Annotated in this window: 21 protein-coding genes; 9 read left to right on the top strand and 12 right to left on the bottom strand. The window is 37.5% G+C overall.

Annotation, left to right across the window (positions count from 1 at the left end):
• Window positions 1-77: 77 nt before the first annotated feature.
• The gene (locus GGR10_RS01565; RefSeq protein WP_182479597.1) at window positions 78-776 is read left to right on the top strand and encodes a phosphatidylserine decarboxylase; all 699 of its coding nucleotides are present in this window, start codon (window positions 78-80) and stop codon (window positions 774-776) included.
• A gap of 8 nt (window positions 777-784) precedes the next feature.
• Entirely contained in the window at window positions 785-1,624 is an 840-nt protein-coding gene (gene pssA / locus GGR10_RS01560) for a CDP-diacylglycerol--serine O-phosphatidyltransferase (RefSeq protein WP_182479596.1), read from the top strand.
• 65 nt (window positions 1,625-1,689) lie between these two features.
• Here the strand turns inward: pssA and GGR10_RS01555 are convergent, their stop codons facing one another.
• The 9 genes from GGR10_RS01555 to rpsF all read right to left on the bottom strand — a co-directional run bounded on the left by GGR10_RS01555 (window position 1,690) and on the right by rpsF (window position 10,711).
• Complete coding sequence (locus tag GGR10_RS01555) at window positions 1,690-2,439, bottom strand: SDR family NAD(P)-dependent oxidoreductase (protein WP_182479595.1); 750 nt, start codon at window positions 2,437-2,439, stop codon at window positions 1,690-1,692.
• A 2-nt stretch (window positions 2,440-2,441) separates the two neighbouring features.
• Window positions 2,442-3,932, bottom strand: coding sequence for an amidophosphoribosyltransferase (purF, locus tag GGR10_RS01550; protein WP_182479746.1), 1,491 nt, complete (start codon window positions 3,930-3,932; stop codon window positions 2,442-2,444).
• 120 nt (window positions 3,933-4,052) lie between these two features.
• Window positions 4,053-4,595 (bottom strand): CvpA family protein, encoded by a 543-nt coding sequence (locus GGR10_RS01545; RefSeq protein ID WP_182479594.1) that lies wholly within the window; start codon window positions 4,593-4,595, stop codon window positions 4,053-4,055.
• Between the two features lie 154 nt (window positions 4,596-4,749).
• Entirely contained in the window at window positions 4,750-6,126 is a 1,377-nt protein-coding gene (radA, locus tag GGR10_RS01540; RefSeq protein ID WP_182479593.1) for a DNA repair protein RadA, read from the bottom strand.
• Window positions 6,127-6,131: 5 nt separating this feature from the next.
• Entirely contained in the window at window positions 6,132-7,634 is a 1,503-nt protein-coding gene (locus GGR10_RS01535) for a replicative DNA helicase (RefSeq protein WP_182479592.1), read from the bottom strand.
• Between the two features lie 684 nt (window positions 7,635-8,318).
• Complete coding sequence (rplI, locus tag GGR10_RS01530; protein ID WP_078689576.1) at window positions 8,319-8,891, bottom strand: 50S ribosomal protein L9; 573 nt, start codon at window positions 8,889-8,891, stop codon at window positions 8,319-8,321.
• 25 nt (window positions 8,892-8,916) lie between these two features.
• Window positions 8,917-9,897: a hypothetical protein gene (locus GGR10_RS01525; protein ID WP_182479591.1), complete on the bottom strand. Its 981-nt coding sequence runs from the start codon at window positions 9,895-9,897 to the stop codon at window positions 8,917-8,919.
• A 158-nt stretch (window positions 9,898-10,055) separates the two neighbouring features.
• On the bottom strand, window positions 10,056-10,304 hold the full coding sequence (gene rpsR / locus GGR10_RS01520; protein ID WP_007477487.1) for a 30S ribosomal protein S18: 249 nt from the start codon (window positions 10,302-10,304) through the stop codon (window positions 10,056-10,058).
• Entirely contained in the window at window positions 10,304-10,711 is a 408-nt protein-coding gene (gene rpsF, locus GGR10_RS01515) for a 30S ribosomal protein S6 (protein WP_182479590.1), read from the bottom strand. The genes rpsR and rpsF overlap by 1 nt, the downstream gene beginning before the upstream one ends.
• 356 nt (window positions 10,712-11,067) lie before the next feature.
• On the opposite strand from rpsF, the gene GGR10_RS01510 reads away from it, so the two are divergent.
• The 7 genes from GGR10_RS01510 to gmk all read left to right on the top strand — a co-directional run bounded on the left by GGR10_RS01510 (window position 11,068) and on the right by gmk (window position 17,265).
• Complete coding sequence (locus GGR10_RS01510; protein ID WP_182479589.1) at window positions 11,068-11,655, top strand: undecaprenyl-diphosphatase; 588 nt, start codon at window positions 11,068-11,070, stop codon at window positions 11,653-11,655.
• Window positions 11,656-11,729: 74 nt separating this feature from the next.
• Entirely contained in the window at window positions 11,730-12,674 is a 945-nt protein-coding gene (gene fabD / locus GGR10_RS01505; RefSeq protein ID WP_182479588.1) for an ACP S-malonyltransferase, read from the top strand.
• 18 nt (window positions 12,675-12,692) lie between these two features.
• Window positions 12,693-13,430: a 3-oxoacyl-[acyl-carrier-protein] reductase gene (fabG, locus tag GGR10_RS01500; protein ID WP_182479587.1), complete on the top strand. Its 738-nt coding sequence runs from the start codon at window positions 12,693-12,695 to the stop codon at window positions 13,428-13,430.
• A 261-nt stretch (window positions 13,431-13,691) separates the two neighbouring features.
• Window positions 13,692-13,928 (top strand): acyl carrier protein, encoded by a 237-nt coding sequence (locus tag GGR10_RS01495; protein ID WP_007477496.1) that lies wholly within the window; start codon window positions 13,692-13,694, stop codon window positions 13,926-13,928.
• A gap of 115 nt (window positions 13,929-14,043) precedes the next feature.
• Complete coding sequence (fabF, locus tag GGR10_RS01490; RefSeq protein ID WP_182479586.1) at window positions 14,044-15,306, top strand: beta-ketoacyl-ACP synthase II; 1,263 nt, start codon at window positions 14,044-14,046, stop codon at window positions 15,304-15,306.
• Window positions 15,307-15,412: 106 nt separating this feature from the next.
• Complete coding sequence (mltG, locus tag GGR10_RS01485; RefSeq protein WP_182479585.1) at window positions 15,413-16,522, top strand: endolytic transglycosylase MltG; 1,110 nt, start codon at window positions 15,413-15,415, stop codon at window positions 16,520-16,522.
• A gap of 77 nt (window positions 16,523-16,599) precedes the next feature.
• The gene (gmk, locus tag GGR10_RS01480) at window positions 16,600-17,265 is read left to right on the top strand and encodes a guanylate kinase (RefSeq protein ID WP_182479745.1); all 666 of its coding nucleotides are present in this window, start codon (window positions 16,600-16,602) and stop codon (window positions 17,263-17,265) included.
• A 49-nt stretch (window positions 17,266-17,314) separates the two neighbouring features.
• Here the strand turns inward: gmk and rsmA are convergent, their stop codons facing one another.
• From rsmA to GGR10_RS01465, 3 genes are read right to left on the bottom strand one after another with little or no spacing between them, the layout of a single operon-like run.
• On the bottom strand, window positions 17,315-18,145 hold the full coding sequence (rsmA, locus tag GGR10_RS01475; protein ID WP_182479584.1) for a 16S rRNA (adenine(1518)-N(6)/adenine(1519)-N(6))-dimethyltransferase RsmA: 831 nt from the start codon (window positions 18,143-18,145) through the stop codon (window positions 17,315-17,317).
• A complete protein-coding gene (gene pdxA / locus GGR10_RS01470) occupies window positions 18,136-19,149 on the bottom strand; it encodes a 4-hydroxythreonine-4-phosphate dehydrogenase PdxA (protein ID WP_182479583.1) in 1,014 nt (337 codons plus the stop codon). The genes rsmA and pdxA overlap by 10 nt, the downstream gene beginning before the upstream one ends.
• The gene (locus GGR10_RS01465; protein WP_182479582.1) at window positions 19,130-20,140 is read right to left on the bottom strand and encodes a peptidylprolyl isomerase; all 1,011 of its coding nucleotides are present in this window, start codon (window positions 20,138-20,140) and stop codon (window positions 19,130-19,132) included. The genes pdxA and GGR10_RS01465 overlap by 20 nt, the downstream gene beginning before the upstream one ends.
• Window positions 20,141-20,165: the final 25 nt, after the last annotated feature.

Raw genomic sequence — 20,165 nt, 5'->3', positions numbered from 1 at the left:
TTGATTAGATATACAAAAGAGAAGAGGGGAAAACAGGAGTTTATTTATTGTTCAATCATTTGTGAATAGGAAGTTATATGCGTATTGTTCAATCTATCTGTAATAGTTTTGTCCCAATTCATAAAGAAGGCTATCCTTTTATTATAGCATTTTTTGTTGTTTCACTCGTTCTTGGTTGGATATGGAGCCCGTTGTTTTGGTGTGGTCTTATTTTAACCGTGTGGTGTATATATTTTTTCCGTGATCCAGAACGTGTAACGCCTGTAAATTCAAATTGGATTATCTCTCCTGCTGATGGTCGTATTTCGTGTATTGAATCATGTGTTCCCCCTGCAGAATTAGGGTTGGGGAGTGACGAAATGATGTGTGTTTCTGTGTTTATGGATCTTTTTTCATGTCACGTAAATCGCATTCCTATGAGTGGTACAATAGAATCTATTGTTTATCATCCGGGTAAGTTTGTAAATGCTGAGCTTGATAAGGCCAGTCAATTTAACGAACGTAATGGGGTGGTGATTGACAGTGAACACGGCAAAATTGGTGTCGTACAGATAGCGGGGTTGATTGCACGTCGAATTGTTTGTTGGTCTCAAAAAGATGATGCTGTTATTACTGGGCAACGTTTTGGGTTGATACGTTTTGGTTCTCGCCTTGATGTTTATATGCCTACTGAAGTAAAATTGCGTGTCGCTGTTGGTCAGGTAGCAATTGCTGGAGAAACGGTTTTAGGTTCTTTTGGTGATGCTACTGAGATAACTGACTTTAGACTTGATTAGGATGAGTCATGAAAATTTTTTCGCTATTTTCTTCATTTGATCCTGAAGAGCAACGTGGCGATATTACGCATCGGTTACGTTCACCTATGCCGATGCGATTTGTTATTCCTAATATTATCACTATTTTAGCGATTTGCGCGGGGATAAGCGGTATCCGTTTGGCTTTTGAGCATCACTATGAGTCAGCTATTTTGATGGTGCTTTTGGCAGCAGTTTTAGATGGAGCTGATGGTCGTGTTGCACGTTTGATGGATGGCAGTTCGTCTTTTGGAGCCCAGATGGATTCACTTGCTGATGTTATTAATTTTGGTGTTGCTCCTGCTCTTGTTGTTTATTCTTTTATTCTCGCTCAGGTTCATCAAGTAGGCTGGGTTGCAGCGCTTGTGTATTGTGTTGCTTGTTGTTTGCGGTTAGCTCGTTTTAATGTTACGTTAGATAATACAGATATACCAAGATGGCAGAAGAATTATTTTGTTGGTGTTCCTGCACCAGCAGGGGCATTGTTGCTTTTATTGCCTGTTTATTTAGGGGCCCTTGGTTTGATACCCAGTAGGGGTTGGGCTTTATTTTTTAGCTTGTATACTGTGGTTGTCGCTTTTCTTTTAGTAAGCCGCTTACCGGTATGGAATGCGAAGGAAATTGGTCAAAAGTTAAGGCGTGATATTGTTGTGCCGTGTATGCTGGTTATTGTTATTTATGTTGGTTTTCTTGCAACTTACACATGGTATACTTTATTGATAACAGCTGTTAGCTATATGATTTTTCTACCTTGTAGTGCTTTAGCATATAATAAACGAGCTGCTTTAGAAGCAAAGAAGATAACCATTCAAACTGACCAGGAGTCATAAGGTTTTACCTGATTTTAAGAAGCAGAGTAAAATTATAGAAGTTTAGTTCAATATATAAACTGTTATCAATGAGGTGTATGATAGTTTATGAACTGATTTTTACGAACATCAAAAAGCCTACCTGTTTCTTTTAAATAAGGTGAAGATAAATATACTATTTTTTCAGCAACTTCTTGAGGAGAGGGTAAGGTCTGAGGATTTTCGTTAGGCAGAGCTTGTGCTCGCATTGCAGTGCGTGTTGCACCTGGGTTAACGCAATTAATTTTGATTGGCGTTTCTTTAAGTTCTTCTGCCCAGCAACGAGCAATAATTTCTAAAGCAGCTTTAGAAGCTGCATAAGGCCCCCAGAAAGCGCGTGCGCAGTGAGCAACGCTTGATGATAAAAAAATAGCACGTCCAGCATCCGATTTGCGTAATAAAGGTTCAGCTGCTTTCATTAAACGCCATTGATTGATGAGATTTACTTGAAACACTTCTTCAAATACCGTATTTTCAATATGAGCCATTGGTGAAAGAATTCCCAGAATTCCTGCATTTACAACCATAATATCAAGTTTTTTCCAGCGTTCAGCAATTGAAGTACTTAGAGTATCAATGGCGTGTGTATTATGTAAGTCAAGTGGTACCAACGTTGTGGAGGAACCTTTCTCTTGGATTTTTGTATCAAGCGTGGTTAAATCACTAATTGTTCGTGCAAGGGCTATAATATGAGCACCCCGTGCTGCTAACTCTAATGCTAAATGATACCCAATTCCTCTGGAAGCACCTGTGACTAGTGCGACACGTCCAGAAAGGTTAAAATCAGATTTCCTCATTATTAATTTCTTGTTTTCAGAACAGATAATTTATGAACTTTTGGAATACTTTTTTGATCGGTAAGATGTGTGGGATAGTGGCCAGTAAAATAATGATCAGTAAATTGAGGGGAAGAGTTATTTCGTTTTTCCCCTATAATAGCGAGATAAAGGCCATCAGTTGAGAGAAATTCTAATGAATCGGCTCCAATGAAATTACACATGGATTTTAAGTCTGGGTATTTATTCGCTAAAAGATCTTCAGTTTTAGGTGTATCGATTCCATAAAAATCAGGATAAAAAATCATTGGGCTGGAAATACGCATATGAACTTCTTTTGCTCCTGCATCGCGGAGCATTCGTACAATTTTAGTGGATGTTGTTCCACGCACAATGGAATCATCTACTAGAATGACACGTTTTCCTTCAATAATAGGGCGGTTGGCAGAATGTTTTAATTTCACGCCAAAAGCACGAATTTGTTGAGTTGGTTCAATAAAAGTGCGACCAACATAATGATTGCGAATAATGCCGAGTTCAAAGGGAATACCAATTTTTTGTGCATAACCAATTGCAGCAGGTGTTCCCCCATCAGGAACGGGGACAACAACATCACCCTCACACGGTGCTTCTTGAGCTAATTGGATACCCATATTTTTACGAACTGCATAAACACTGCGCCCTCCAACGATTGAATCAGGTCGAGCAAAATAGACATATTCAAAAAGGCAAAGTTTTTCTTGTTTTTCTATTTCTGGTTTAATAATTTTTGTAGTGATTTCACCATTGTCTTGTATTTCACATATGATTATTTCGCCATTTTTGACGTCACGAACGTATTTTGCTCCAATAATATCAAGTGCACAGGTTTCTGAACAGAAAATTGGTTTACCATCAAGTTCACCTAGAACAAGTGGACGAATACCTATTGGGTCACGTGCAGCAATAAGCTTGGTACGTGTTAGCGCTAACATGGCATATCCACCTTCCACTTGGCGAATAGCATCAACAAAACGATCGGATGATGATTCATGACGTGAGCGGGCAATAAGGTGGAGAAAGACTTCAGAGTCTGAAGTTGATTGACAGATAGCACCAGAAGCAATTAATTCATGGCGTAGTGTAAGGCCATTTGTTAAATTACCATTATGTGCGATAGCAATACCTCCGGCTTTTAATTCAGCAAATAGAGGCTGTACATTGCGTAATGCTATTTCTCCCGTTGTTGAATAACGAGTATGTCCAATCGCGCGATCCCCAGGCAAACGGGCAAGTGTTGCAGGATTTGTGTAGTGATCTCCAACAAGGCCTAGGTGTTTTTCTTGATGAAACATCTTGTTGTGATAAGAAACAATTCCAGCAGCTTCTTGGCCACGGTGTTGTAGCGCATGGAGTCCAAGAGCTGTTAGTGTTGCTGCATCTTTGTGCCCAAGAATACCAAATACTCCACATTCTTCATGAAGGGTATCATCGTCAAATGAGGGTTCCTGATAAGGAATATTAATTTTTGTCATCATATTACTTTCAGTAATGATGTTAAATGATTAATATCACAACTACTACATGTTATTTAAGACCAGTTCTCAAATAAAAACTCTAATTTATTGTGTAGAGATATGTTTTTGTTAGTGTTTTTAAAATCTTGCGGAAAAATCATCTTTGTTAAAGAGCTTTTCTAGTTTTTCGAGGGCATAATCGGGATTTTTAGGCAACAATTCCCAAATTTGTTGGCTTAATGAATCCAACATAGGCTTTGTTTTTGCATCTTTCAGCCAATGAGATTGTTGTTCAGGTTTAATAAGTGCATTGATAAGTAAAATACCAATAACTGTAATTAATAAACCGCGAAATGCTCCAAAGATAAAACCAATAATGCGATCAAGTTTGCCGATTCGACTATCAATGATAAAATCAGAAATTTTCATTGTAATGAGAGAAATAATAATTAGAGCAATAATAAAAATCGTAACTAATGTAGCTATTAATGCGACTGTTTCGTTAGAGAGGTATTGTTCAACAAAAGGCAATACAGGTTTAAATAAAAACAGTGTGATAACAGCTGAAATTACCCAAGAAAGCAATGATAAAACTTCGCGGGAGAAACCTCGGAGCATGGCTAGAAAAGAAGAAAACAGGATGATTGCAATGACAATGCCATCAAGAACTGTTACACTCATTTGTTTGCTCCTTATATAGATTATGTAAAATTACGTTTTATTTTAATCAGTCTAAAAGTACGTAAGAACATTTTCTGTTATGCTAGTTTCTATTTTATAGCAAGGCTCTTTTGTACTTTATAGAAGTGATTCTATATTATTATTTGTATGACAGTCATTTTTTACTTGCAACAATAGTGGCAACAAATTCAGAAAGGTCGGAAAATATTTTTTGTTGAAAGGTTGTTGATTTTATCATTTCGGTTGTTATTGCGGGCTGAACAGCACCTTGAAAGCCGAGTTTTTGAGCTTCTTTGACACGTTGTCCTGAATGAGTAACAGCGCGAATTGTTCCTGAAAGGCTAACTTCACCAAAATATACATAATGAGTTGGAAGAGGAATATTTACAAGCGAGGATACCAAAGCTGCTGCAACGGCTAAGTCAGCTGCGGGTTCTGATATTTTGTAACCACCTGCAACATTAAGGTAGACATCATGTTGTCCAAAGCGAATACCACAGTGAGCTTCTAATACGGCGAGAATCATTGAAAGACGATTTCCATCCCATCCTAAAACAGCGCGCCGTGGTGTACCAAGCGAAGAAGGTGCAACAAGAGCTTGAATTTCCACCAATATAGGGCGTGTTCCCTCCATTCCTGCAAAGACAGCAGCTCCTGGAGCTTTTTCATTACGTTCACCTAAAAATAGTTCGGATGGATTGGTGACTTCTTTTAGACCTTTGTCGGACATTTCAAAAACACCAATTTCATCAGTTGGTCCAAAGCGATTTTTCACAGTTCTAAGAATTCGATAACAATGACTATTCTCGCCTTCAAAATAGAGAACACCATCAACCATGTGCTCAACAACACGGGGACCAGCAATTTGCCCATCTTTTGTAACATGCCCAACAAGCACAACGGCTGCCCCTGTTTTTTTAGCAAAACGTATGATTGCTTGGGCGCTAATGCGTACTTGTGTTACACTTCCAGGAGCTGAATCGGCTGCATCTGACCATAGAGTTTGAATTGAATCGATAATAACTAGATCAAGTTTTTTATGCGCATTTAAAGTTGTTAAAATGTCTTCAACATTGGTTTCTGCAGCAAGTTTAACTGTTGTATCATCTGCGCCAAGCCTTTGTGCTCGTAGACGGATTTGTGCAACAGCCTCTTCACCAGAAACATAAATGATATTATACCCTTTTCGCGATAAGGCAGCTGCCGTTTGTGTAAGCAAAGTTGATTTGCCAATACCTGGATCACCACCAACAAGTAATGCTGATCCACGAACAAAGCCACCACCGGTCACACGATCAAGTTCAGAAATACCAGAATGGATACGTGGAGCATCTTCAAGATCTCCAGAAAGAGAAGTCAACGTTATGATACGCCCTTGACGAATATTTTGCGTTGGCCCACTTCCAATGCCACTGTTTGTACCTTCTTCGACAAGGGAGTTCCACTCCCCACAAGAATCACATTTTCCAGCCCAGCGTGAGTGGACGGTACTACAATTTTGACAGATAAATTGAGTGCGATTGCGTGCCATAGTGGTTAATTACGTTGTTCTGGAAGATAATCACTTTCTGCCAAGTCGCTAAAGCGTGTAAACTCTGACTGAAAAGCAAGATGAGCTGTTCCTGTTGGTCCGTGTCGTTGTTTTGCTATAAGAATATCTGCTATTCCGAAAACTTTTTCCATTTCAGCTTGCCATTTTACATATTCAGGAGTTCCTTCTTTAGGCTCTTCATTTTTGAGATAATATTCTTCACGATATACAAAAAGAACAACATCCGCATCTTGTTCAATGGAGCCAGATTCACGTAGATCTGATAATTGTGGACGTTTATCAGTTCGGTTTTCAACTTGACGTGAAAGTTGTGAAAGGGCGATGATAGGAACATTAAGTTCTTTAGCTAAAGCTTTAAGCCCTGTAGTAATTTCTGTAATTTCTTGAACGCGATTTTCAGATGAACGTTTTGAATTGCTTGTCATTAGCTGTATATAATCAATAATCAATACGTCTAAACCATGTTGTCGCTTTAGTCGACGTGCGCGTGCAGCCAATTGAGAAAGCGATATACCACCAGTTTGGTCGATGTAAAGTGGCGCTTTTTGGAGGCGACGCGTTGCATTCACTAGTTTTTCAAATTGTTCTTCTGAAATATTACCACGTCGAATTTCAGAAGAAGATATTTCTGTTTGTTCAGAAATAATACGCGTTGCAAGTTGTTCTGATGACATTTCAAGTGAGAAAAATCCAACGATTCCTCCCTCATTTTCTTGTGATGAATTATTCATTTTAGCATCATGATTATAAGCATCGGCAATATTAAAGGCTATATTGGTTGCAAGAGAGGTTTTTCCCATACCGGGGCGCCCAGCCAGGATAATCAAATCAGAAGGCTGCAATCCTCCCATTTTTTCATCAAGTTTTTTCAAGTGAGTAGCTATGCCTGATAGATGCGAGGACCGTTTTTTTGCAGCGGATGCCATATCAATAGCTTTTTGGATAGCGTCATTAAAACTTTCAAATCCACCACCATATTTTCCCGTTTCTGCCAATTGAAATAAATTACGTTCGACAATCTCAATTTGTTCGGTTGGCGTAAGTTCAACAGGAGCATCAAAAGCTGTATTTACAACTTGATTTCCAATATCAATCAAGGATCGTCGGATAAAAAGATCATAAATTACTCGACCATAATCTTCAGCATTAATAATGGTAACTGCTTCTTTGGCTAAGCGAATAACGTAATTGAATACAGTGATATCCCCGATTTTCTCTTCAGCTGGAATAAAAGGTTTAATGGTAACAGGATTTGCAAGTTTTCCTTTTTTTATAATTTGTGATAAAATATCAAAAATTTTTTGATGCAATATTTCGAAAAAATGTTCTGGTTTTAAAAAATCTGAAACACGATCAAGTGCATCATTATTAATGAGAATAGCGCCAAGAAGTGCTTGTTCAGCTTCAATATTATGTGGTAGTTGCCGAAAAGAAGAAGTCTCTTCTTTATGTAGAGGGTTGAAATTAAGGATGCTTGTTTCTTCCATTAAATTTTTTCCACTAAGATTTTAAGTTTAGTCATCTTAGACAACGGATTAAATGCTGTACATTAAAAGAGCAAAATTGCAAATTTCCACTTTCAATTAAAACCATATTTTTAATTTTTAATGATACTTTTTTCAACAAATCAATTGTTTATAATATGCAGCTTATATTTTTTGTATTTTATGGTTTATAATTGCAATTATTTCAGACAAATATCAGAAACTGTTTTTTATATAAAATATAATATGGGTAAGAAAGATTGCAATTTATATACAAATTATTTGAATTTGAAAAAACGCATTTTATCAGAGAAAAAGAGCATTTTCAGGGATTATAAAAAGGCGTTACATAAAATACAAACGGATGCTCTAAAGAAATTTTTCTTTTTTCCAGAATGTTTAAAAAGTATGGAGCTATGTTTTAAATATTTTATAGTAATATAGGCTCAAAATTATTATCAATGATAATAAGCTTACTTTTCTCTATAATCTCCTTAATAAGGATAACTTCAGATAAAATGGGGGTATAATCGTTTTTTCCCCGGTATAGTTTTTTTAGTTGGGATATAATATTATAATATCATTATAAAATACCCTGCTTAAAAGCAGGGTATTTTTTGTAAGATATCAATATGTTAAATAATAAAAAATAAGAACAAAAAGTCGACAAGATAAGAAAAATATCAATTAAGCTGTTTCGTTCACGCTCTTTTCATCATTGTCATCAATTTCTTCTGCTAATGGCTGTTCTTGAATACCATATATTGCTTCGATTGAGGTGAGGTTTTCACCTTCTGCTTGACGTTGTGCTTCATTAGTCGAACGTGCAATATTAATTGTCACAGAAATTTGAACTTCAGGATGTAGACTAATTGTGATGGTATGAAGACCGATTGTTTTGATTGGGTGATTAAGCTCAATCTGATTGCGCCCAACAGAAAAGCCTTCTTCTGTTATAATTTCTGAAATATCACGTGTTGACACAGAACCATAAAGTTGACCTGTTTCACCAGCGGAACGGACAACAATAAACGATTGACCATCAAGTTTTTCAGCCACTTTTTGAGCTTCATTTTTTCGCTCAAGATTACGGGCTTCAAGCTGTACACGTTGTGTTTCAAAATATTTTTTATTAGCTTCATTAGCTCGTAAAGCTTTACCTTGAGGCAACAAAAAATTACGTGCGTAACCATTTTTAACTGAAACAATATCACCTATTTGACCAAGATGAGGAATGCGTTCAAGTAAAATAATATCCATAGTTTATTCCTTTCGAATAAATAAATTAATGAAGTTTGTTGTGTGATTGGAAGTTGTATTGAATAGTTGCCCAAATGCCCATCAATATGGTCATGAAAACAATAGGTGTTGTAAAAACAACAGTCAAAGCAGCTATATAAACGAGCGATAATATAATTACCCGTCCATTTACCCCTTTTGTAATATGATGGAGATACGCTAAACCACTGATTGATATGACAACAGTATATGCAGTGGTAAAAACGCGTGTACCTAAATTAAGAATAGAACCGAGTTCAAGCATTGATGCTATACAAGCGACGATAAAAATAATGAGTCCAGAAAGTGGAAGGCGGAAAGTTTGCCCCCAATCATCACGAGGTCTTGTTAACCACTTCATATGTCGTGCTGTTATCATTGAAAAATAAAGATTGCCAACGAGAAAAATCAAACTGTAACCAGTAAGTGCAATAGCTATTAAGGTGGCTGCATGTGTCGTTAAAAGTTCGCTAAAGGCAAGAATATCATCTTCATTTATAGACTGTGATTGACGCATAACTTGCACTATATTTGCGGTAACCTCTTGTGCAATGATAGGAGTTATTGGGTGCATTTGCACATAGATTCCAATAAAGGTTAATGTAAGAGCAATAAAATTGGTTGAAAGGAAAACAACTGATGATAATGGATACCATATTAGTTCATTTTCCTTTTGTGTTAATCGAGCAAGCCCAAAGAGCCAAGAGGTATAGACGGCTGGAAGAAAAAACAGCAACATAAAGCCAAAACCAATATAAATATTGTTAGCTATGCTAAAGATAAAAGTGACACTTGTTAAAGCAATAAGGCTAGATAACGTTCCAAAGCCGAAGGCTACAATAAAAATTGGAAGTGAAATAAAGAAACCAAGAAGGAGAGAAAAATAAGGCGCAATATTGGCAACACTAATAATTGCCATTCCTATAACAGCAGCAAATAATCCTGCTAAAATACCAATCATTATTTTATAAAAATGAAAATGTTTCATTTATCGCTGTCCTGCCTTTTGCAGTTAGGGGCAATGCCCCAACTTTAGGTATTTTAACGTTTGCGTACTCGACTTGTATGTGGAGTAGTTAATGTACTTCTAACATACCAATAAAAATAGTTTTAAAATATTCTGATTCTATGTTGAATATATACAGTCTATTTAACAACATACGGAAGCAACCCGAGAAAACGGGCACGTTTGATAGCATTAGCTAATTCACGCTGTTTTTTCTGGCTGACGGCGGTAATACGTGAAGGAACAATTTTACCACGTTCTGAAATGTAACGCTGTAACAGCTTAATGTCTTTATAATCAATCTTCGGAGCATTTGCACCTGAAAACGGACACGTTTTACGACGACGATGAAAAGGACGACGTACAGGGGTTTGATTAATTTCAATCATTATTCCATTCCTTCCGTGGTGTCTTCATGTTGGTGACGCGTAGGGCGAGACCGCTCCTCATTTTTGCTAAAGGAGTCTTCCTGATTAGATCGTGAAAGCATGGCAGATTGTTCTTTTTCATGCTTTTCTACGCGGATTGTCATATAACGCAAAACGTCCTCGTTAATGCGCATTTGGCGCTCAATTTCAGCCATTGCTACAGCTGGGGCATCGATATTAAGCAATACATAGTGAGCTTTGCGGTTTTTGCGGATACGGTAAGCAAGAGTGCAAAGACCCCAATTTTCAATACGCCCGATTGTTCCTCCGTGCGCTTCAATGACATTTTTATAAATTTTTAAAAGTTCATCAATCTGCTGTGGCGTGACACCCTGTCGGGCAAGAAACACGTGTTCATAAAGAGCCATTAATTTTGCCTTTCTTCAATTAAACTTCACCAGTTTTGGCGCAAAGCCTCTGCGACTTGTCTTTTTAGGAAACCCAAAAAGAAGAAAGGACGCATTTATAATTCGAGACATCCGAGAGTGGAGATACGGGAGGTCGGAATTATTGTATTTCCTACTGGTATTTTCCAGTCCTCCGTTCAACCTCCAGCCAAATGCTGGTAATGAGTGGCTGATATTTACAGCTTATCTCAAAAAATAGCAAGTTGATGATTGTAAAAAATGTGACTTAATTAAGTTTTGATATATTTTTATATATCTTATTGTCTTTAAATATATAAAATAACATTCTGTCGACTGTAGGAACAAAAGAGGTGAAAATGGTTTTTTTAAACCAGATTGATGTAGCACTTTTTGAGATATTTTCTGGCAATCATCCAATGGGGATGGTGTTGGTTTGGATTGGTATTATTTGTGCAAAGTTTTTAATTTATGTAATTCCTGTACATCTTTGTGCGCTGTGGTTTTGCAGCGGATATATGGAACGACGTGTAGCACTAAGTATTTGTGTTAGCATTTGTGCTGCTCTTTTTTTTAGTTATCTTATTTCTCTTATTTATTTTCGTCCACGTCCGTTTGTTTCAGGTTTAACACAGTCACTAATTGAGCATAAAGCAACAGCTTCTTTTCCTAGCCATCACGCTCTAGTTATTGCATCTTACACTACTTGTCTTTATTTCTATCAGTACAAACTTGTCTCTAAGTTTGCATTAGTACTGTTATTTTTGATCTGTTGGGGGCGTATTTTTACTGGCGTACACTATCCTTTTGATGTTTTAAGTGGTGCAGTTTTGGGAAGTCTAACGAGTTGGGGTGTTATTCGATTGATTGCACCTTATTTTCCTGAGTTTTTATATCAAATTCCACCCTTAAAATATAATTTTAAGACAAATATCTGTTCTAAATAGGTTGCTTTGTTTTGATTTATGCTTATGTGTTGGGGCAATAACAAATATTAATGCTCGATTGAGGAGTAAAACTAATGGTAGCAGCCTTTACTTTTCCAGGCCAGGGAAGCCAAGTTGTTGGTATGGGCAAAGTGCTTGCAGAGCAATTTGTTGAAGCACGTATGGTCTTTGAGGAAGTTGATGATGCTTTAGGTGAAAAATTATCACATATTATTTTTGAAGGACCAGCAGATGTTCTTGCATTAACAGCAAATGCACAACCAGCTTTGATGGCTGTGTCGCTGGCAATTATTCGTGTGATGGAAAAGTTGGGATTAGATATAGAATCAAAGGTAAAATTTGTTGCAGGACATTCTTTAGGGGAATATTCAGCACTTTGTGCGGTTCGTACATTGAGTTTGGCTGATACAGCAAGGCTTTTACGAATTCGTGGCAATGCTATGCAGAGAGCTGTTGCTGTTGGTGAAGGTTTAATGGCAGCACTTATCGGTTTGGATGAACAAAATGTTGAAGAAATTTGCAGCACCGTTTTAGGAGAAGGTCTATGTCAGATTGCTAATGACAATGGTGGTGGACAAATTGTTATTTCAGGTGAAGCAAAAGCAGTTGAAGCGGCAATGAAAGCTGCTTTAGAAAAAGGTGCTAAGCGTGCGCTTCTTCTACCGGTTTCAGCGCCGTTCCATTCGGCTTTAATGCAACCTGCTGCTGATGTAATGAAAGATGCTCTTTTAGCTGTTAACAAAGCAGCACCTATTGTTCCGGTTGTCGCAAATATTTCTGTTGTACCAGAAAGTGATCCAGAGCGCATTTTTATGCTACTTGTTGAACAAGTGACTGGGCGAGTGCGGTGGCGTGAAACAGTTGAGTGGTTTGGATCTAATGGAGTTGATACACTTTTTGAAGTTGGTTCTGGAAAAGTGTTAACAGGTTTAGCTCGACGTATTAATAAAAATATTAAGGGGTTAACAATTGGTACGGCTGAGGAAATTGAAAGTGCATTACAGGTACTAGGTGTTTAATTTTAGGAAGTTTGAAAGATGTTTAAATTAACAGGTCGTAAAGCTCTTGTAACGGGAGCGTCAGGGGATATTGGTGAGGCAATTGCGCGTTTTTTTCATGCGCAAGGAGCAATTGTTGGGCTTCATGGAACACGTGAGGAAAAGCTCAAGGAAGTTGCTGCAGATCTTGGTCGGAATGTTTTTGTCTTTCCTGCTAACTTTTTTGAGCGTGAAAGCATTAAACAATTGGCTGAAACGGTGGAAAAAGAAATGGGTGGTGTCGACATTCTTGTTAACAATGCTGGTATCACTCAAGATGGCCTTTTTGTGCGTATGCAAGACCAACATTGGGATGATGTATTAGCTGTCAATTTGACAGCTACTTTTACTCTAACGCGTGAATTGATACATGCTATGATGCGCCGTCGCTACGGACGTATTATTAATATAACATCTATTGTTGGTGTTGTTGGTAATCCTGGGCAAACAAATTATTGTGCTGCAAAAGCTGGTGTGATAGGTTTTTCTAAATCATTGGCACAGGAAATTGCATCACGAAATATAACTGTTAATTGCATTGCTCCAGGATTTATTAAATCTGCGATGACTGATAAACTTAATGAAAAACAGAAAGATGCAATTATGACTGCTATTCCCATGAAGCGTATGGGCATAGGTGAGGATATAGCTTCTGCAGCTGTTTATTTAGCGAGTGATGAAGCTGCGTATGTCACAGGTCAGACGATCCATGTTAATGGTGGTATGGCAATGATCTGAGTATTTATTTTATTCTACATTGATTTATAAGTTTTATTATTTTAGATAATAACAAGTGAAATAAAGCGATGCGTTTATTTCTTTGACGGGGTGATTGCTCAATCTTATATCTACGATGCAAAATTAGTTCATTTTTAAAGGATATCCACAGAGTGTTCTAAAAATCATCGTTAAAATTTTGGAGCAATGCATCTATTGCTTGATTAGGTGAACTTATATCGCTAACCAAACAGGGAAACAATATAGAATTGTGAGGACAATATGAGTAATACAGAAGAGCGCGTTAAGAAGATTATCGTAGAGCATCTTGGAGTTGACGCAGATAAAGTTGTAGAAAATGCAAGCTTTATTGATGATCTAGGTGCAGATAGCCTTGATACGGTTGAGCTCGTTATGGCTTTTGAAGAAGAGTTCGGTGTAGAGATTCCAGATGATGCTGCTGAAACGATTTTCACAGTTGGTGATGCTGTAAAATTTATTGATAAAGCCTCTGTGTAATTTGATGTAAAGGGCAAGAGTGGTAGAATGCTTTTGCCTTTATTCTTTACTTAAAGCTATTTGAATTTGGACATATGGCTTTGAGGGGGTGAAGGGTTGATTCAAGGTTAAAAATATGAGACGGGTTGTTGTTACTGGTTTGGGATTAGTATCTCCATTAGCTGGTAATGTCGAATATAGCTGGAAGCATCTTCTTGAAGGAAAAAGTGGTGTTCGACGTATTACAGAGTTTGATGTAGCTGATTTACCGTGTCAAATTGCTGCACGTATCCCCTTGGGGGATGGAACAAACGGTACATATAATGCTGATTTGCATATGGAGCCTAGGGAACAGCGCAAAGTGGATGCATTTATTACTTATGCGGTAGCTGCTGCCGATCAAGCATTTGCAGATGCTGAATGGTGTCCCCAAAATGATGAAGATCAAATTCGTACGGGTGTGATGATTGGTTCTGGTGTTGGCGGCATTGAAGGCATTGTTGAAGCTGGTTATACACTTCGTGATAAAGGGCCAAGGAGGGTTTCTCCTTTTTTTATTCCAGGACGTTTGATTAACCTTGCATCTGGTTATGTCTCTATTAAATATGGTTTACGTGGTCCTAATCATTCAGTTGTAACAGCTTGTTCAACAGGTGCGCATGCGATTGGTGATGCAGCTCGTTTAATTGCGTTGGGTGATGCGGATGTGATGGCGGCAGGTGGTGCTGAATCCCCAATCAATCGGATATCTCTTGCTGGTTTTGCTGCTTGTAAAGCTCTTTCTACTGGACGTAATGATGATCCTGAGCGTGCATCACGCCCTTATGATGCAGATCGCGATGGTTTTGTTATGGGAGAGGGGGCTGCAGTTGTCATTTTAGAAGAGCTTGAGCATGCAAAGAAGCGAGGTGCTCGTATTTATGCTGAGGTTATTGGTTATGGTTTATCTGGCGATGCTTATCATATTACAGCTCCTTCAGAAAGTGGCGAAGGCGCTCAGCGCAGTATGGTAGCTGCTCTTAAACGTGCACAAGTGAATGTATGTGATATTGATTATATTAATGCTCACGGTACATCAACAATGGCTGATGTTATAGAATTAGCAGCTGTTGAATGTGTTTTAGGTAGCCATGCATCGCAGGTATCAATGTCATCAACAAAATCGTCTATTGGGCATTTGCTTGGTGCGGCTGGTGCAGCTGAGGCTATTTTTTGTATTTTAGCAATACGAGATAATATAGCGCCAGCTACCCTTAATCTTGATAATCCATCTATTGAAACGAAAATTGATCTTGTTCCACATAAGCCACGTGAACGAAAAATTGATACGATTCTTTCTAATTCGTTTGGTTTTGGGGGAACAAATGCATCGTTGGTGATGCGACGCTTTGGAGAATAGTAAACATTTTTATTTATTATTATCGCTTCTTGAGCTTTTTTCTTTATAATAAGTTTAGGGTAAGAAATGATAGCATAATATTTAAAAGTTACCAAAATTGATAATCATGTCCGATGCGAAAAATGAAATACCACCACAGGACGTAAATAATTCTTTATTGAATCATTTGCTCAGTAATAATGGTATGTTACCGTATAAAAAGCGGAAGAGGTCGTCTATTTCCCGTAATCCATTTGTCATTCTCGGTAATTTTTTCCTAATGTTGATAGTGGTTATTATTTTGGCTGTCAGCATTCCTCTTTATATTGGGAAAAGTATATTTGAAGGAAAGGGAACGGCTGAGAAAGAAGAAATTATTTTGATCCGTCCTGGAACGGGAATTCGTGAAATTGCATCGTTGCTTGAGCAACGTGGTCTTATTCGATCGTCTGATGTTTTTGTTTATGGAGTTGGTTATCATCAGAGTACGACACGTCTTAAAGCGGGTGAATATTTAATACCAGTTCATGCTTCGATGAAGGATATCATGGATATTCTTGTGAAGGGAAAGTCTATTGAGTATACATTCACAGTACCAGAAGGTTTAACGGTTCAACAAGTTTTTGATCGATTAGCTGCTAATGAAGTTTTGGTTGGTGATCTTCCTGAGGTTTTACCTCCAGAAGGGAGCTTAATGACTGATACCGTTCATTTCATTCGTGGCACAACACGTGCAGAGATTATAAAGAGATTGCGTGAAGAACAAACAAAATTAATTAATGAGATATGGGAATCTCGTTCTTCCAATTTACCAATCAAGACCGTTGACGAATTTGTTATATTGGCATCAATTGTTGAAAAGGAAACGGGAATTGCGTCAGAAAGACCTCAAATTGCTGCGGTATTTCATAACCGCCTTTCTAAAGGTATGCGCCTTCAATCCGATCCAACGGTAATTTATGGTATTTTTGGTGGAAAAGGTAAGCCTTCAGGTCGCCCGATTTATCGCTCGGATCTTGAAAAGGAAACTCCATATAATACTTATAAAATTAATGGGTTACCGCCAACAGCTATTGCAAATCCAAGTCGTGATTCTTTAAAAGCAGTAGCGCATGCACCAAAAAGTGATGCGCTCTATTTTGTAGCTGATGGTTCAGGTGGGCATATTTTTTCTAAAACTTTAAATGAACATCATATAAATGTCCGTAAATGGCGTGCATTAGAGAAAATACGTTAGATCTTTTTAGATCTGAAAATTTATGACTTAAATTTTAATATACGGTTTTAGAAAAAAACTTAAAAAAGAGTGACATGATGGCATTACTAGATAGTAAATTAAGCGCTCAAACAACAAATAGACGTCGTGGTTTTCTATTTATTCTCTCTTCACCTTCAGGCGCTGGTAAATCAACCCTTTCTCGGTTAATGCTGAAAGATGAACAATTAGAACTATCTATAAGTGTGACGACACGACAAAAACGTCCCAGTGAAGTAGATGGTCTCCATTATCACTTTATTTCAAAGGAAGAATTTGAACATAAGCGTGATAAAGATGAGTTTATAGAATGGGCTGAAGTTCACGGAAATTATTATGGAACTTTACGTAAAAACGTTGAAAATGCGCTGATAAATGGCCAAGATATGCTGTTTGATATTGATTATCAGGGGACAGAACAGCTTCAACAAAAAATGCCAGGGGATACTGTATCTGTTTTTATCCTCCCCCCATCGATGAAAGAGTTAGTTTCTCGTTTACATCGTCGAGCAGAAGATAGTCAGAGTATCATTGATCTGCGGTTGAATAATGCACGAACAGAGATACAACAATGGCGTTCTTACGATTATGTTGTGATTAACGAAGATTTAAATCAGTCCTTATTGCTTATTAAATCAATTTATTTAGGAGAAACAGTGAAACGTAAGCGTTGCAGTTTTCTTGAATCTTTCGTTAATACACTTGTTACCGAAAAAATTAATTGAGACATTTATTGTTTTAAAAAGCCTTTACATGAGTAAAAGTTTTAAACTTTTAAATGACTAAATTTGCTAAAGACACAAATTCAGAAATCGAGAGTGTTTCAGCTCGACGTGTTCCGTCAATTCCAGATTTTTCTAAAAGCATTTCACCTCCAATAGTTTTAAGACTTTGACGAAGCATTTTCCGCTTTTGTCCAAAGGCAGCTTTTGTCACAAGGCTTAATTTTTGTGTTGAGCAGGGGAGAGGTTGTGAACGCGGAATAATGTGAACAACGGAAGAAGTAACTTTAGGTATTGGTGTGAAGGCTTTTGGAGAAACGTCAAAAGCAATTTTTGCAATAGCGCGCCAGCCAATTAATACACTAAGGCGGCCATAGTGAGGGGAATGAGGAGTAGCGGTAATACGTTTGGCTACTTCACGTTGAAACATCAGTGTCATTGATTTATAAAAAGGAGGCCATGGTTCAGTTAAAATCCAGTTTAATAAGAGCTGTGTTCCAATATTGTATGGAAGATTTGCAATGATATGTGGTTTCTCTGGATATGCTTCAAAAATTTCTGAAAAATTTTGCTTTAGTGCATCATTATAAATAACTTTTAATTTTTGCGGATAGTGTTTTTCTATATCCAATAGCGCCTGTAGACAGCGTTCATCACGTTCTATTGCTGTTACAATGGCACCTTTTGCGAGCAAGGCGCGCGTTAAACCTCCAGGGCCTGGACCAACCTCAATGACAGGTTTTCCTGCTATATTTCCTGCTTGTTGGGCGATTTTAGATGTTAAATTAAGATCAAAAAGGAAATTTTGACCAAGAGATTTATTAGCTTGCAGTCCGTATGTATTAATTACTTCACGCAGAGGAGGGAGGTTATCTATTGGCATGTTATAAAACTATTTTTAGCAAGTTGATTTGCAAGTGTAAGAGCAGCAATAAAACTTTCAGGAGAGGCTATTCCCTTGTTGGCAATGTCAAAAGCAGTTCCATGATCTGGAGATGTTCGAATAAAGGGCAATCCTAAGGTAATATTAACAGTGGTATCAAAGTCCAAAGTTTTAACGGGAATAAGGGCTTGATCGTGATACATGCAAAGAGCAACGTCATATGTTTGTCTCGCACGTTGATGGAACATTGTGTCAGGAGGTAGAGGGCCTATGATATTAAGTCCCTTTTTCTTAAGGTATTTAATTGCAGGAGCAATAATTTCGATATCTTCTTTTCCCATCGTACCATCTTCTCCAGCATGCGGGTTAAGACCGGCTACAGCTAAACGAGGTGTAGTGATTGCAAATCGTTTTTTTAAATCATTTTCAACAATTAATGCAGTTTGAATGATTAAGTTATACGTGAGGTGTGAGGGAATTTCATTAAGTGGAATATGGACAGTAATAGGCACTGTTTTTAATTGCGGTCCAGATAACATCATAACTGGGTGGTAATGTTTATTTGAAGCTTTATAGGCAAGATAAGCAAGAAATTCAGTATGGCCTGGAAATTTAAATCCAGCATCATAAAGGCTTTTTTTTGCAATAGGGCACGTGATTAGTGCACACGCATGACCATCTTGAATCAATTGAACGCCGCGTGTGATAGCTTCAACTATTCCAGCGATATTGCTTGATGAGGGGATTCCTAATTGGTTGTTTTGCCGATTTTTTAATGGCATTACAGGAAGAGCCGTTTGGAAGTTTTTTACAAGATTATCTACAAAAACAGTTTCTATATCAACATTGAGTTGTAAAAAATGAGCACGTGAACGAATAACTTCAGGATCAGCCAAAAGAACAAAAGGTGGAACATGCCGTGTATTACGCATACTCCACGCTTTTAAAACTATTTCAGGGCCAATACCGGCTGGATCACCACTACTAACGACTAGTGGAACCATGATGATTTTGAATATGCGCTCTTTCTCGCAATTCTTTCAAATATTTCTCACTTAAAGCTTCAAGTTTTTGAGGAGTCCTTTTTTGACTGTCTTGAATAGAAAACATCAGTTGGGCAACACGATCATCAGAAACTTTTTTTATTTGGCAGACAGCAAGCGCTTCAATACCATATGGAGTTTCATGCGGTTGGGTCATTTTTCCAGCAGGTGTTGCACGGATAGCTTGTTCCCAATCTGTAGGAAGTTGAGGTTCCAAAAATTTACCTAAATTACGAACAGTAACATCTAGAATGCCTCGTGTTTGTTTTTTGGTATTATCGCATCCTCGGAAATGTGCACGGAAATTGTTTATTTCTTGTGTACGTTTTGTGAGAAGTTCTGCACGACGGTGGGCAGGAATAACAAAAATAATTTGCTGTAATGTATATTCATTTGTTGAAGGTTTTATACCACCATTTTTTAATATTCTATGTGCGGCTTCTTGTTCACTAAGGTACCCATCTTCAGATTGATAACGCGCATTAACAAGACGCCCCCATCCCATTTGTCCGCTAATATATGCTTTAAAGTGCTCTTCTGTGACCTCAGTTTGATTCAACATTTCACTAAGCTGATCAACGGTCATATTATTTTGTTCTGCAAAATTTGCAAAGGCGCTATTAATCTCATTATCACTAACATCAATATTAAGACGCTGTATTTCAATATTTTTAAGCATCTCATCAATGAGTTCATTTCTGGCTTGTGCAAAAAGATCACCCTGTTTTTGTTGTAATTTGAGAAAGGCGATGCGTCTTTGAATATCGTAATTTGTAATAGGATTACCATTGACTGTGATAGCAACTGTCGTTTGCGCAAATACTGATGATATAAAAAATGCACTTATAAAGCTACTTACACCCAAAACAGCAATGCAAAAGGTTAAAATAGAAGCGTAAAATAAAACAAAAGAACTATTTCTTAATCTGTTCATATGAGTAAAATTTCGCATTGGTTATCAATTTTCATTGGCAAAT

Origin of the sequence: Bartonella chomelii, assembly GCF_014138465.1 — a bacterium.
In the GTDB taxonomy this organism is placed as follows: Bacteria; Pseudomonadota; Alphaproteobacteria; order Rhizobiales; family Rhizobiaceae; genus Bartonella; species Bartonella schoenbuchensis.
The sequence above is the reverse complement of the archived record's forward strand: the minus strand, read 5'-3'. Positions and strand labels throughout refer to the sequence as shown.

Coding starts and splice junctions, on each gene's coding strand:
- GGR10_RS01565 (WP_182479597.1), top strand. CDS start 78: ATGCGTATTGTTCAATCTATCTGTAATAGTTTTGTCCCAATTCATAAA.
- pssA (WP_182479596.1), top strand. CDS start 785: ATGAAAATTTTTTCGCTATTTTCTTCATTTGATCCTGAAGAGCAACGT.
- GGR10_RS01555 (WP_182479595.1), bottom strand. CDS start 2,439: ATGAGGAAATCTGATTTTAACCTTTCTGGACGTGTCGCACTAGTCACA.
- purF (WP_182479746.1), bottom strand. CDS start 3,932: ATGACAAAAATTAATATTCCTTATCAGGAACCCTCATTTGACGATGAT.
- GGR10_RS01545 (WP_182479594.1), bottom strand. CDS start 4,595: ATGAGTGTAACAGTTCTTGATGGCATTGTCATTGCAATCATCCTGTTT.
- radA (WP_182479593.1), bottom strand. CDS start 6,126: ATGGCACGCAATCGCACTCAATTTATCTGTCAAAATTGTAGTACCGTC.
- GGR10_RS01535 (WP_182479592.1), bottom strand. CDS start 7,634: ATGGAAGAAACAAGCATCCTTAATTTCAACCCTCTACATAAAGAAGAG.
- rplI (WP_078689576.1), bottom strand. CDS start 8,891: ATGGATATTATTTTACTTGAACGCATTCCTCATCTTGGTCAAATAGGT.
- GGR10_RS01525 (WP_182479591.1), bottom strand. CDS start 9,897: ATGAAACATTTTCATTTTTATAAAATAATGATTGGTATTTTAGCAGGA.
- rpsR (WP_007477487.1), bottom strand. CDS start 10,304: ATGATTGAAATTAATCAAACCCCTGTACGTCGTCCTTTTCATCGTCGT.
- rpsF (WP_182479590.1), bottom strand. CDS start 10,711: ATGGCTCTTTATGAACACGTGTTTCTTGCCCGACAGGGTGTCACGCCA.
- GGR10_RS01510 (WP_182479589.1), top strand. CDS start 11,068: ATGGTTTTTTTAAACCAGATTGATGTAGCACTTTTTGAGATATTTTCT.
- fabD (WP_182479588.1), top strand. CDS start 11,730: ATGGTAGCAGCCTTTACTTTTCCAGGCCAGGGAAGCCAAGTTGTTGGT.
- fabG (WP_182479587.1), top strand. CDS start 12,693: ATGTTTAAATTAACAGGTCGTAAAGCTCTTGTAACGGGAGCGTCAGGG.
- GGR10_RS01495 (WP_007477496.1), top strand. CDS start 13,692: ATGAGTAATACAGAAGAGCGCGTTAAGAAGATTATCGTAGAGCATCTT.
- fabF (WP_182479586.1), top strand. CDS start 14,044: ATGAGACGGGTTGTTGTTACTGGTTTGGGATTAGTATCTCCATTAGCT.
- mltG (WP_182479585.1), top strand. CDS start 15,413: ATGTCCGATGCGAAAAATGAAATACCACCACAGGACGTAAATAATTCT.
- gmk (WP_182479745.1), top strand. CDS start 16,600: ATGGCATTACTAGATAGTAAATTAAGCGCTCAAACAACAAATAGACGT.
- rsmA (WP_182479584.1), bottom strand. CDS start 18,145: ATGCCAATAGATAACCTCCCTCCTCTGCGTGAAGTAATTAATACATAC.
- pdxA (WP_182479583.1), bottom strand. CDS start 19,149: ATGGTTCCACTAGTCGTTAGTAGTGGTGATCCAGCCGGTATTGGCCCT.
- GGR10_RS01465 (WP_182479582.1), bottom strand. CDS start 20,140: ATGCGAAATTTTACTCATATGAACAGATTAAGAAATAGTTCTTTTGTT.